This is a genomic window from Bacteroides mucinivorans, from assembly GCF_034654355.2.
Lineage (GTDB): Bacteria > Bacteroidota > Bacteroidia > Bacteroidales > Bacteroidaceae > Bacteroides > Bacteroides nordii.
This window is the reverse complement of sequence record NZ_CP178179.1, coordinates 4,282,133-4,294,557: the sequence shown is the minus strand read 5'-3', so window position 1 is coordinate 4,294,557 and position 12,425 is coordinate 4,282,133. Positions and strand designations below refer to the sequence as shown.

Annotated in this window: 10 protein-coding genes; 6 read left to right on the top strand and 4 right to left on the bottom strand. The window is 41.3% G+C overall.

What is annotated here, in order from left to right; translation table 11 throughout:
* Positions 1-3 precede the first annotated feature (3 nt).
* From VCM39_RS16580 to VCM39_RS16565, 4 genes are all read right to left on the bottom strand, one after another.
* Positions 4-1,578: an alkaline phosphatase family protein gene (locus tag VCM39_RS16580; protein WP_221651327.1), complete on the bottom strand. Its 1,575-nt coding sequence runs from the start codon at positions 1,576-1,578 to the stop codon at positions 4-6.
* Entirely contained in the window at positions 1,575-2,780 is a 1,206-nt protein-coding gene (locus tag VCM39_RS16575; protein WP_407934718.1) for a DUF4105 domain-containing protein, read from the bottom strand. Before VCM39_RS16575 ends, VCM39_RS16580 begins: the two co-directional genes overlap by 4 nt.
* Before the next feature lie 248 nt (positions 2,781-3,028).
* Positions 3,029-3,820, bottom strand: a complete 792-nt coding sequence (locus VCM39_RS16570) for a DUF4373 domain-containing protein (RefSeq protein WP_322934138.1) — start codon at positions 3,818-3,820, stop codon at positions 3,029-3,031.
* Between the two features lie 101 nt (positions 3,821-3,921).
* Complete coding sequence (locus VCM39_RS16565; protein WP_322934139.1) at positions 3,922-4,269, bottom strand: SH3 beta-barrel fold-containing protein; 348 nt, start codon at positions 4,267-4,269, stop codon at positions 3,922-3,924.
* A 1,059-nt stretch (positions 4,270-5,328) separates the two neighbouring features.
* Here VCM39_RS16565 and VCM39_RS16560 point away from each other — a divergent pair.
* The 6 genes from VCM39_RS16560 to VCM39_RS16535 all read left to right on the top strand — a co-directional run bounded on the left by VCM39_RS16560 (position 5,329) and on the right by VCM39_RS16535 (position 12,403).
* A complete protein-coding gene (locus VCM39_RS16560) occupies positions 5,329-5,868 on the top strand; it encodes a UpxY family transcription antiterminator (RefSeq protein WP_122200948.1) in 540 nt (179 codons plus the stop codon).
* Between the two features lie 62 nt (positions 5,869-5,930).
* On the top strand, positions 5,931-6,413 hold the full coding sequence (locus tag VCM39_RS16555; RefSeq protein ID WP_122200949.1) for a UpxZ family transcription anti-terminator antagonist: 483 nt from the start codon (positions 5,931-5,933) through the stop codon (positions 6,411-6,413).
* A gap of 47 nt (positions 6,414-6,460) precedes the next feature.
* Positions 6,461-7,252: a polysaccharide biosynthesis/export family protein gene (locus tag VCM39_RS16550; RefSeq protein WP_221648739.1), complete on the top strand. Its 792-nt coding sequence runs from the start codon at positions 6,461-6,463 to the stop codon at positions 7,250-7,252.
* Positions 7,253-7,274: 22 nt separating this feature from the next.
* Positions 7,275-9,734, top strand: a complete 2,460-nt coding sequence (locus tag VCM39_RS16545) for a polysaccharide biosynthesis tyrosine autokinase (protein WP_322934180.1) — start codon at positions 7,275-7,277, stop codon at positions 9,732-9,734.
* Positions 9,735-10,003: 269 nt separating this feature from the next.
* The gene (gene wecB / locus VCM39_RS16540; RefSeq protein ID WP_122202296.1) at positions 10,004-11,191 is read left to right on the top strand and encodes a non-hydrolyzing UDP-N-acetylglucosamine 2-epimerase; all 1,188 of its coding nucleotides are present in this window, start codon (positions 10,004-10,006) and stop codon (positions 11,189-11,191) included.
* Positions 11,192-11,194: 3 nt separating this feature from the next.
* A complete protein-coding gene (locus VCM39_RS16535) occupies positions 11,195-12,403 on the top strand; it encodes a capsular polysaccharide biosynthesis protein CapF (RefSeq protein WP_279209724.1) in 1,209 nt (402 codons plus the stop codon).
* The last annotated feature ends 22 nt before the right edge of the window (positions 12,404-12,425 follow it).

Genomic DNA, 12,425 nt, shown 5'->3' with positions numbered 1-12,425 from the left:
TTTTTACCGTATGGTAAGTGGAGTTGAAGAGCAGGCATTGGGAGCCCGTATCCTCATAGTATGAGCCAGTGTTGGTGCGATATGGCCTACACTTACAGGTATTTCTATAATTTCCGGTTTCACCGAGTTACCAAAAAACACAAGTGGTACCGGGATATGTGCACTACGGATTATTCTGTTTTCCGTCGGGTTGGATTCATTGACAATTGTCCATCCCGGAAGCACTTCAATGAGCAGGTCTCCCGAACGTTTGCGGTGAAATCCGTTGCGTATCAGGTCTATTTCCGGTGTCCATGAGCCTAATAGCAGGCGTTGTGCCGAATATGCTTCGTTTACGCCACTAAATTGCATCAGGAAGTCGGCTGCTTTATTCTGTATTTCAGAAAGATCGAGTTGTTTTTTCTCTATCAGTTTGTGATTGAGATATATTTGCTGGTCATAATAAGCCTCTACATATTGCCCTTCGCCGTAAGTAGCCATCAAAAACATATTCAGCAGAGCTGCACAACGATTCAGGTGGAATTCTCCTCCGGGAATGCGGTAAAGTCCATGATCGGCCGATTCTGTGTCCACGTATCCGGTAGAAGTAATGCAGAAAAGTACATTTTGAAGTCCGATCTTTTTGTCGATCACATCCAGCAGGTGGGCAATACTGCGGTCCAGTCTTACGTATGTATCCTGCAATTCCATAGCACACTCCTGCGAGGTTTTATGAGCATAATTACCGGCATAATACATTAGCGAAAGCATGTCCGGTACTTCATCTTTTCCTATGTTACTCTTATCCAGTAACTCTTCGGTCAGTAAATTTACTTCGTCATTAACGAACGGACTGGCTATCAGTCTGCGGAACTTATTTCTCCGGTCATCATCAAATTTATATTTGAAAGGGGTGTCTCTCCATTCCGGCAGGTAAATATATTTCTCCATGGGATGAACCGGTGTCCATGTCATATCTCCGATACGGAAATCAACAGCCTGACGATCATTATATTGGCTAACCCACCAGGGAAATTCTGTATAATAAGTGGTGCTACACCATTTTCCGGTATTGCTATTCAGCCAGAAAGCACCGTTACCGGCATGTCCTGCTGCAAATATGGCAGCATCACGGAAAGGGGCAATAGCGTATACCAGCCCTTTGTTGCGTGTAGCTATTTTAAGTTCATCGGCGATAGTGGAAGTGAGCAATAGGGCAGGAGAGCTGCTTTCGTCTGTGTAGTTTCCCATAAACGCCGGATCGTCCACACAGTTAATAGGGCGTAGTGTCGAAATATCCAGCCATTGATTGGCGGTAATTCCGTTCATAGAAGGCGTTGTTCCGGTATAAATGGCAGCTATAGCCGAGGCGCGGTCTACTTTGCTGAAATTATATTCCGTATTACGAAATACTTTGCCTTCTTTCCAGAGTCTTTTGAATCCTTTTTCGCCATATAGGGAGGAGAAAGCTTCCAGATAGTCTGTACGCAGCTGATCGATGGTCAGGCCTATCACCAGTTTTGGAGTAGCAGGTAACGGCTGAGCCTGTAGCCCGGTAATGGTAAGTACAGTAAGTATGGAAGTCAGTAATCCTTTCATTTCGTTTTTTTATAAGTCAAAATAAGATTGCTTGCTGAACGTATCAACAAACTGAGTGCCAAAGGTACGACAGCTAAATCAATTCTTTGCGGTATTACCGGAAAAAGCAGTATAAAAAGTGTTAAAACAATGCAGTTTAGCATATGGTACCAACATTTTCGTCCTTTTCTGGCAGCATTTACAATGATTGGCAGAAAGATAAGCTCCCCCGGATGGAATACAAAAAGCAGGTAATTGGAGCTGACAGCAGGATGTTCTGAAAACAGAGCGAGAAATGCAATAATACAACCGGCAATGCCCGCTGTGCCAAACAATATGAGATCGATTCCCCAAAGTCCTCTTTTCTTTCGGATACCATAGATGCTGGCACCTGCTACAACGATAAACAAAAGCAGCGCCGATCTCATTGGGGTAAATATATCCGCGATACTTATTGGGGCAGGTGATGAATTTTCGTCTTCACAATTGATAATTAGTTCTGTATCTGCCACCAGTGGCCTTTCGTTCCTATTATTCGTGATTTTTGCTGTTTCAAATGCATTTTTCAGATAAAACGGGGCAAACATCATTTGTCGGCTTGTAATGGGGCGGTCTGCTTCGCTTCCGATGCAAAAGTCAATACCGAATTGTGCCCATGGATGCCCGTTGGTATATTGGTGTACAATGTCGCGGAATGATTTCGTGCCGTCTTTCTCCGGATAGTTGTAAAACACTTTTCCCTGTATACTTTTTTCTATTTTATCCCGTGGGCGGGTAGCACAGTTATCGTAGAAAAAGTTATACCGGTACACTCGGTTTTCCGGTCGGCTGTTTTCTATCAGTAGCGCAAGGAGTTTTTGTTTTTCTTCCGGAGTCAGGTTGAGTGTTTGTTGCCATACACTACGTTCATCGAAGATATATTCGGCTGCGAACCGGTCATAATTCATTCCTCCGAGAATGTAATCTGTCTGTCCCAGTGCAAAGCGAAAAATAAAATTGGGTGCGCCGAAGTTGAATATTCCGTAATTGAATACCCAATCAATGCCTTTGGATGGCTCTTCATAACGGATGGCAGTATGTCCGAAATAAGAATAGATCTCTTCTCCGGGAGCACATGTCAGCAAACTGAGACGAATGGAATCCGCGTTATTATCCGGTGTTCCTTTGCCATTTGTAGCCAGGCACAGAAGGAACAATATCAATATTATTTTTATTCTTTTCATCATGAGGATTGTAAGACTGATACCTCTATTTTTTTGCAAAGATAATGCAAACCGAGAGTAGAATAAAATGAACTCGTTCATTTTTTATGCCAAGGTGCAGCATATCTTCGCTTTTTTAGCAAAAAAAGGAAATAAAAATTGAAATAGATTAAGTTGTACACTTTTGCATGACAAGAATGTACAACCTTGTATCACAAAGGTGTACATTCTTGTCATGCAAAAGTGTACAACTTTATAAGCCTTGATTATCAGCCACTTCTGAGTACTTTTATGAGGTATTTCCCCGGCATCCCTATTTTTGCCCACGAGGTCTGTGCCAGCACCTTCCACACCGGAGTACCTATCTCCCCATAGTTCGACATTCGCAGAATAGCCTTTATGTCTCCGGTGTCCGTCACCTTAATCCGATCCAATGCCAGTAGCAACCCGTCATAGTTGTGCGTCTTTTTGTTGAGTGCATATTCCGGAGGTGGAGGCAAAACAGAATCCTCCTCCCTCTTCTTCTTTTCTTCTACTTTACTTTCTTTTACTTTACTTTGTCTGAAAATGTCTGCATTTTCCAGACTCAACTCCATCTGAACGGGAAAAATGTTCGCATTTTCTGAGTTCGTACTCTCTTTCTGCTTACATTTTATCTCTTCCTCCTTACATTTCACCTCTTCCAGGAGATAGGGTAATTTTGCTAAATCCCTCTTTCTCCGGCTGGTAGCCTCCAACCATACCCGCTGAATATCCACCGAGGTCAGTATACGATGCTTTTCATAGCTTTCCTTATCAAAAAATCCTTTTTCAATCAGTATACCGATTATACTGTCTACTTCTTCTTTCGTATATTCCCTTCCCAATTTATAGGCAAATATCTCACATTGTTCCTCATCCCATTGTATGTAATACCCCTCTTTATATATCTTACAAAGTATTTTTATTACCAGATAAGGTCCTTTGATACCATATTTAGCCTCCAATGATTCGGATACGGCTCCCTCAAAGAAAGCTGCTTTCGTAGGAAAATAAACGATTCCATTAAATTCTGTTGCCATATTTGTTTAATTGAAAGTTGAAAAATGAAAGTTGAAAATTGAAAATTGGCTGTGCTATCATGCTGAACAGCAATTTTCAATTTTCAACTTTCAATTTTCAATTAAATACACTTTTTCCATTCCAAAAAGTTCTCCAGCCGGAAGCGTTTCCACTTTCCTTCCTCTACATCCCAGTACATCACAGCTTCCTGTACTTTGCTTGCTTCGTACTCCCGTTTGAAGTCGTATCTGTAATAAATCAGTGTTGCTTTTACAAACTGAAACTCTCCATCAATAGCCCTACGATAAGCAATCACCGCATGCCCATGTTGCATCCAGTCTATCAGTGCCTCAATACGCTCTGCCATCCATATAGCAGTGGTTTGTGTATAACCTTTCTCTTGTACGATTTGTCTTGTCCATCTCCTTTTTACATTCTCCATAACAGGTTCCAAATTTCTTTTTTTCATTTCATTTTGTTTTATGAGTTTATATTTTTCCGATAACGGTTGCAAGGTCGGGATAATATTCGGATGGAACTAATCGTTGGAAAAATGTAAAAATCCGCTCGAATGGCGGATTTTTATTGTATCTACTTTTTGAAGTTTATATCTACTTTTTACGGGATGTGATCGTTCTGCCAATCTCAGTTGTTAATGTTTTGAATTCAACCTCCTTATATATTCCTTGTTTTTTATATTCAAATCGAAATAGAGTATTGATTTCTTTGGCAATTTCCGTTACACTGACTGTTGTTTTTTCTTCTGAGGCAAGCGAAATAGCCAGTGCTTTTATTAAAGATCCTTTGTGATGTCTGATTACTATTCTGTGGTCAATTTCTTGTTTGTCAATGCGCTGTACATTAATAATACCTTCTATCGTTTCTCCGTTTCCGAGTTCTATCTTTATAGAACCGTTAAAATCTGTTTTTTTTGATCGTTGTTTGTCATAAACTTAAATTTTAAATGATTTTTGTACTTTGCAAAGATTGTTAAAAGTTACGATTTGGGCAATGAATCAATAATAAAAAGAAGAGGTTGTATAGAGTGTAGAGATAGGTCTTTGATAATTAAAACCTTATTTTTATAGAAAAGTGTTTCAATAAACGTTCGTTTAATGGCACAAAAGTATATACTATTCTTTAATGTACAAAATATTTCTCAATAAAATAATTTATATTTCTGTCTAATGTTATATATGTTATTGATATATAACTGTTTATGTCATATAGCGAAAATCTGTTTATTAAATGATTAATCTCATTTGGAACATGAAAAAACAGCTTGAAATAAGTGTGCCATTAAACGAACGTCAATTGAAACACTTTTCATAATCAAGTGGTTCGTTTATAATGAAATATGTATAAGGGAAAATAAATATATACATACTACATCTCACCCCTCATATTGTTTATCTCCTGTGATAGGGATACATCTGAGGGTTAGTGTATTAAGATTAGAAAGTTAGTTTTATACACGCTTGACCGGAAGGGAATTCATTACCCCGGTGTCCCCAAAGAATATCCAATTGTGAACAAAACTACAGACATTTGTTGGTATCCGCTTCGTGTTACTTATAGTCGTGAACTATTGCTAAAGGAGGTGCTTGATGCCGAAAAAATTGAGAATTTTATTCCGATGCATTATGAGTACATCAGGCATGCGGATCGTAAGATACGCAAGTTGGTTCCTGTAGTACACAATCTTGTATTCGTTCATGCTTCCTTTGCATGTATTGACCATATCAAACGGTCGGTGGGTTCTTCTTTGTCCGTCCGTTATATTATGGATCGTGAGACACAGCGTCCTCTTACCGTTCCTGATTCTCAAATGCGTAGCTTTATTGCTGTTTCCGGTAATTATGAAGAACAGATTGTTTATCTTGATCCCGCTGTCACTGCTTTGCAGAAAGGAGATCGGGTACGTATTACCGGTGGTATATTTGAAGGTGTAGAAGGTGTTATTCTTCGTGTCAAGGGCGATCGGCGCGTATCCGTTTGTATAAAAGGGGTCATGGCTGTAGCCACTACCTATGTTCATCCTTCTCTGATGGAAAAAATCGAAGATTAAACTATTCTCCCCTTATTGACTTTTATTTGCCTTGCTTTAATTCTTAACAATTAATTTTCCTCATGTCTTTGCAATCACAAATTGATACTCTGCGGCGTATCACTCATGAACTTCTTAATTTAGGTTTTGAGGGTACTCCTCTTTTTTCCAACGAATTCTGCAAACTAAATACGGAGGTCTATCGTCAATCCGAATGCCTTTTCCATTTGCATGGCTCCAATGCGGAGGAAGAAGCACAGCTCTGTTATGTTCTGCTTACAGGGTATCATGCTACCATCTATGATCATGGTGATAAAAATCAAAAGATCCAGAAGCTTCTTGATCGTAGTTGGAAAGTTCTTGATCAGCTTCCTGCTTCCCTGTTGAAATGTCAGCTACTGGTGGCTTGTTATGGAGAGGTGTTTGATGAAGATCTGTCAAAAGAGGCCCATGTTATCATTAATGGTTGGAAAGGCCGGGAGTTAACTTTAGCGGAATGTGAAGTTATCGAGTACCTGAATAGTCTGGAATCCAACCCTTGGGGTAACTGGGATGTAGAAGAGTAAAATTTGAATACAAATAACAATACGGAACTTTATTTAATAGAAATCTTATGTGTATTAGAATACTGAATTATTTTTTATTGTGCCTGGTTACACTTTTTGTGTCCTGTTCTGCTCCTAAAGAGGTACTTTATTTGCAGGATATAACTTCCTTGAAGGAAGAAAATATTGATAAGAACTACGAAGTAATTATTCATAAGGATGATTTGTTGGCAATCCTGGTGAACAGTAAAGATCCTGAATTGGCTTTGCCTTTTAATATGCCTCTGGTAAGTTATCAGATCGGAAGTCAGAATCCCGGTCAACAACGCTTGTTAGGCTATCTCGTCGATCAGAACGGGGATATCGATTTTCCTATCTTGGGGCAGCTCCATGTGGAGGGGCTGACTCGTATGCAGGTTACCGAACTAATCAAACAAAAACTCATCAGTGGAGATTTGATAAAAGATCCTATTGTTACTGTCCAGTTCCTGAACTTTAAAGTTTCTGTGATGGGTGAAGTGGCCCGTCCCGGTACATTCGATATTTCCGGTGACCGGATAACTCTATTGGAAGCCTTGAGTATGGCAGGCGATTTGACTATTTATGGCCGTCGTGACCGCGTAGCTGTTATTCGCGAAAAAGATGGTAAACGCCGTATTCTGTATCATGATCTTCGCTCTTCCGATATTTTTCAATCGCCCTGCTACTACCTTCAACAGAATGACATTGTGTATGTAGAACCTAACAAAGCGAAGACAGGTCAGAGCCGCATTAACTCCAATAATTCCGTTGGCGTATGGCTTTCTGCGGTTTCCGTGCTTGCTTCCATTACTTCTCTGATTGTCACCATGTTTAAATAACCCGGAATATAAAGAATTGATAATGAATACCGAACAGAAAAATAATAATAACCCCGGACAGGAATCTGAGATCAATATAACCGATATTTTTCGTTTTGTACTTGCCAACTGGTATTGGTTTGTACTGTCCGTTCTGGTTTGTACCGGCATCGCGTACTTTTACGTAAAGTCTTCTTCCAAAGTATACAGCCGTAAGGCGTCCGTCTTGATTCGCGATGATTCAAAAGGAGGTGCAATGAGCGAATCCTCTGCTTTTGCCGATCTCTCTCTCTTTGGCGGGAAACGTAACGTGGACAATGAGGTGCTTGTTTTCCAGTCGCGCCACCTGATAGAAGAAGTAGCCCGTCGCCTGCATCTGGATATGAGCTATAAGGTGAAGAATGGCCTGCGCGAAGACGAACTTTATACGCATACGCCGGTAACGGTCTCTTTTCCGGAGGCAGAGGAACGTCAGGTTATAAAAGTAGCAGTTGTTCCTGTGGATTCCGTAACGGTACGCCTTTCCGGATTTTCCCTGGCAGTAGGCGGTGGAATCATTCATTCGGAAGAGACCTTGGATGTACATTTGAATGATACTGTTTCTACACCGATTGGTACGATGGTGGTTACTCCCACACTCTATTACACGGACGTCTTTTACGATAAACCCGTACATGTCACTAAATCCAATATGGAGAGTGTTGTCGAAAATTACCGTAATAGATTGAAAGTCTCTCTTGCCAGCAAGACGGCTACCATTATCAATCTTGTTCTGGACGATGTATCTACGGCGCGTGCGGAAGATATCCTGAATATGCTTATTGCCGTTTACAATGAGGATGTTATTAATGACAAAAACCAGATAGCCGTAAATACTTCCAAATTCATTAATGAGCGTTTGATCATCATTGAACGTGAACTGGGAAGTGTGGATGCCAATATCGAAAGTTTTAAACGTGAGAACCAATTGACGGATATTACCTCTGAGACAGGTATGTACCTTGCTAATACGAGCCGTTACCAGCAGGAAGGGCTCAGCCTGGAGAATCAGTTGAGTATTGCCAGATATATCAAAGAGTATCTGACGGACCCTCTGAAAAATTCAGATCTGATCCCTGCCAATACGGGTATCTCGGACAATAGTGTGGAATCCCAGATTAAGGAGTATAATGATATCCTTCTCAAACGTGATAAACTGGTAGCGGGAAGCAGTAGTAAGAATCCTATTGTGATGGATCTGAATAATTCTCTGAGCGCCATGAAACAGACCATTATCCGGTCAGTGGACAATCTGATTGTCGGCTTGAATATCCAACTGAAAAATATCCGTGAGCAGGAAGAACAGACTACGAAACGCATCGAGGCTGTACCTGCCCAACAGAAATATGTTCTTACGGTAGAACGTCAGCAGAAAATCAAGGAAGAACTTTATCTGTATTTGTTGAATAAACGTGAAGAAAACGCTTTGACACAGGCTATTACCGAGAGTAATGCCCGTATTATAGATTCCGCTTCGGGTAGCAGTGCCCCGATAGCTCCCAAAGCAATGACAATTTTTCTGGCTTCTATTGTTTTGGGGCTGGCTATTCCCATGGGTGTATTTTGGCTGCTGAATATGATGGATACCAAAGTACGTACCCGTAAAGAACTGGATGGTGTGCTTACCATTCCTTTCCTGGGTAATATTCCCCGTCATGGAAGCAAGAAAGGTGAAGATTCGGATGGTATTGTTGTTCGTGAAAATGGTCGCGATTCTGTTTCCGAGGCTTTCCGTATCATTCGTACGAACATGGACTTTATGCGTGTAAAGTCTGATAAATTACAGGTTGTTATGTTTACATCCGCCAATCCGGGTGCAGGTAAGACGTTTGTGTCGAGTAACCTTGCCATGAGTATTGCCCAAACGAATAAAAAAGTTGTTCTGGTTGACGTTGATATCCGTAAGGGAACATTGAGTGGTATTTTCTCTAACTCTTCCAACCGTATGGGGCTGACGCATTACCTTTCCGGCAGTACGGATAAAGTGGACGATATTGTGGGTACGAGTGAAGAGTATGAAAAACTGGATGTTATTTTCTCCGGTCCCGTACCTCCGAATCCTGCCGAATTGTTGTTGAGTGAGCGCTTTGATCGTCTGATAACGGAACTTCGTAAACGTTATGATTATATTATTGTGGATAATGTTCCTGCAGGTATGGTTGCGGATGCTTCTATTGTCAATCGTGTGGCCGATCTGACTATTTTCGTAGTCCGTTCGGGTGTGATGGATCGTCGTCAGTTACCTGAGTTGGAGAATATGTACCGCCAGGAACAACTTCGCAATATGTCTGTGATATTGAATGGTGTTCCTTCAGATCATAAGGGCTACGGTTATGGTTATGGTTACGGTTATGGATACGGCTATGGTTATGGCTATGGTTACGGAAACGAAAGCCACGGTCATAAGCACGGAAGGTATGAAAGCTTGAAGAATCTTTTCTCCCGTTTTTTTAAACGCTCATAAGAGTCAAATGTTTACGACACATTTGGTAAAATAGCTTTTCTATGTTTTTTACTCTGATTTTTAAGTATGGTAATGGTAAAAATTAAAACAGTTTCTCAATAGTCCATACTGCAAAAGTTATTTGAGAAATTAAATTTAGTACCAATTTGGGATCATTAATGAAGAGGAAATCACTGGTACAGTTAGGATTTTAGTAGAATTCGACGTTTAATACGTCCCGAGAGAACAAAAATAATTGATCTACGATAATAATAAACAAAGATACGAATATGAAACTACGTACAGACTATTCCGATGTTCACTTTCAGGACAATGGTAAGATAAAGTTACTAATCATTGTTGGTACACGTCCTGAGATTATCCGTCTCGCGGCAGTTATCAACAAGTGTCGTAAGTATTTTGATGTAATTCTTGCCCACACAGGCCAGAACTACGATTACAACCTCAATGGAGTATTCTTCCATGATCTCAAGCTCAAGGATCCTGAAGTTTACATGGATGCTGTGGGTGATGACCTTGGTGCAACTTGTGGCAATATTATCAACGCATCTTACAAGTTGATGCTGGCAACCAAGCCTGACGCGGTTCTCGTACTTGGCGATACTAATTCTTGTCTGAGTGTAATTGGTGCAAAGCGTCTTCATATTCCAATCTTCCACATGGAAGCCGGTAACCGTTGTAAGGACGAATGCCTCCCTGAGGAGACAAATCGTCGGATCGTAGATATCATCTCCGATGTCAACATGTGCTACTCTGAGCATGCACGTCGTTACCTCGCAGAATGCGGACTCCCACGTGAGCGTACATACGTCACCGGTTCCCCTATGGCAGAGGTACTTCATGAGAACCTTGCAGAGATCGAAGCATCTGATGTACACAAGCGTCTTGGTCTCGAGAAGGGTAAGTACATCCTCCTCTCTGCCCATCGTGAAGAGAATATTGATACAGAGAAGAACTTTACATCACTCTTTACCGCTATCAACAGGATGGCGGAGAAGTATGATATGACTATACTTTATTCTTGTCATCCACGTTCTCGTAACCGTCTGGCTGCATCAGGCTTCCAACTCGACAAACGTGTCATGCAGCAGGAGCCTCTTGGATTCCATGACTACAACTGCCTTCAGATGAATGCATACTGTGTGGTGTCTGATTCTGGTACCCTTCCTGAGGAGTCAAGCTTCTTCACATCTGTAGGACATCCATTCCCTGCTGTGTGCATCCGTACCTCAACAGAACGTCCGGAAGCACTTGACAAAGGATGTTTTGTTCTCTCTGGTATCGACACCAAGGGCCTCCTTCAGTCTGTAGAACTCGCTGTTGATCTCAATAAGGATGGCAACTATGGTATTCCGGTTCCTGACTACACCGATTCAATCTCTACCAAAGTAGTTAAGATTATCCAGTCTTATGTAGGTGTAGTTAACAAGATGGTCTGGCGTAAAGAAGGAATATAAAAGATGAAAGTACTGGTAACCGGAGCAAAAGGTTTTGTAGGTAAGAACCTTTGTGCTCAACTCAACAATATCAAGGAAGGTAAGGTCAAGTGCTATGGTAACCTTACCATCTCCGAGGTATACGAGTACGATATAGACTCAACTCCAGAGGATTTAGATGCTTGGTGTAAGAATTGTAACTTCGTTTTCAACCTTGCCGGTGTCAATCGCCCTCAGGACCCAAAAGAGTTCATGGAAGGAAATTTTGGCTTCGCTACCGTCCTCCTCAATGCCCTTAAGAAGTACAAGAACAACTGTCCTGTGATGATTAGTTCCTCTATTCAGGCTACATTGGCAGGTCGCTTTGGCACTTCAGAGTATGGTAAGAGTAAGAAGGCTGGTGAGGAACTCATTTTTGAGTATGGGAAAGAGACTGGCGCAAAAGTGCTGGTATATCGTTTCCCTAACCTCTATGGCAAATGGTGTCGACCTAATTATAATTCAGCCGTAGCCACCTTTTGCAACAACATTGCCAATGACCTTCCCATCACAGTCAATGATCCGAATGTAGAGATGGAACTCCTTTATATCGATGACCTTGTTGAGGAAATGATTTGCGCGTTGAAGGACGAAGAGCATTATTGCGAGTTCGATGGCGTAGATACAGTCTTCACTCCCGAAGGCCGATATTGTGCTGCCCCCATCACGCATCATGTCAAACTTGGAGAAATCGTTGACCTCCTTTACCAGTTTGCAGAGATGCCAAAGACCTTGATGATTCCTGAGATTCCAGCTGACTCATTCGCAAAACGTCTGTACAGCACTTATCTCAGCTATCTCCCCAAGGAGAAGGCCATCTTTGACTTCAAGATGAATGTGGATGCTCGTGGCAGTTTTACCGAACTTGTTCACACTCTCAACTGTGGTCAGGTAAGTATCAATATCAGTAAGCCGGGAATCACCAAAGGCGAGCATTGGCACCACACCAAGTGGGAGCAGTTCATTGTAGTAAGTGGTCATGGCTTGATTCAGCTTCGCAAGGAAGGTACAGATGAAGTTTTGAACTATGAGGTAAGTGGAGATAAGATTCAAAGCGTTATCATGCTTCCCGGCTATACCCACAATATCATAAATCTGAGCGAAACTCAAGATTTGGTTACAGTAATGTACTGCAACGAAATATTTGATCCGAATCGTCCGGATACTTTCTTTGACAAAGTAGTAAAAGAATAATAAACAATAAGATCATTATATA

What these genes read in the sequence shown, in the direction of transcription:
- VCM39_RS16580 (WP_221651327.1), bottom strand. Translation starts at nt 1,578, where the DNA reads ATGAAAGGATTACTGACTTCCATACTTACTGTACTTACCATTACCGGG.
- VCM39_RS16575 (WP_407934718.1), bottom strand. Translation starts at nt 2,780, where the DNA reads ATGAAAAGAATAAAAATAATATTGATATTGTTCCTTCTGTGCCTGGCT.
- VCM39_RS16570 (WP_322934138.1), bottom strand. Translation starts at nt 3,820, where the DNA reads ATGGCAACAGAATTTAATGGAATCGTTTATTTTCCTACGAAAGCAGCT.
- VCM39_RS16565 (WP_322934139.1), bottom strand. Translation starts at nt 4,269, where the DNA reads ATGAAAAAAAGAAATTTGGAACCTGTTATGGAGAATGTAAAAAGGAGA.
- VCM39_RS16555 (WP_122200949.1), top strand. Translation starts at nt 5,931, where the DNA reads ATGTCTTTGCAATCACAAATTGATACTCTGCGGCGTATCACTCATGAA.
- VCM39_RS16550 (WP_221648739.1), top strand. Translation starts at nt 6,461, where the DNA reads ATGTGTATTAGAATACTGAATTATTTTTTATTGTGCCTGGTTACACTT.
- VCM39_RS16545 (WP_322934180.1), top strand. Translation starts at nt 7,275, where the DNA reads ATGAATACCGAACAGAAAAATAATAATAACCCCGGACAGGAATCTGAG.
- wecB (WP_122202296.1), top strand. Translation starts at nt 10,004, where the DNA reads ATGAAACTACGTACAGACTATTCCGATGTTCACTTTCAGGACAATGGT.
- VCM39_RS16535 (WP_279209724.1), top strand. Translation starts at nt 11,195, where the DNA reads ATGAAAGTACTGGTAACCGGAGCAAAAGGTTTTGTAGGTAAGAACCTT.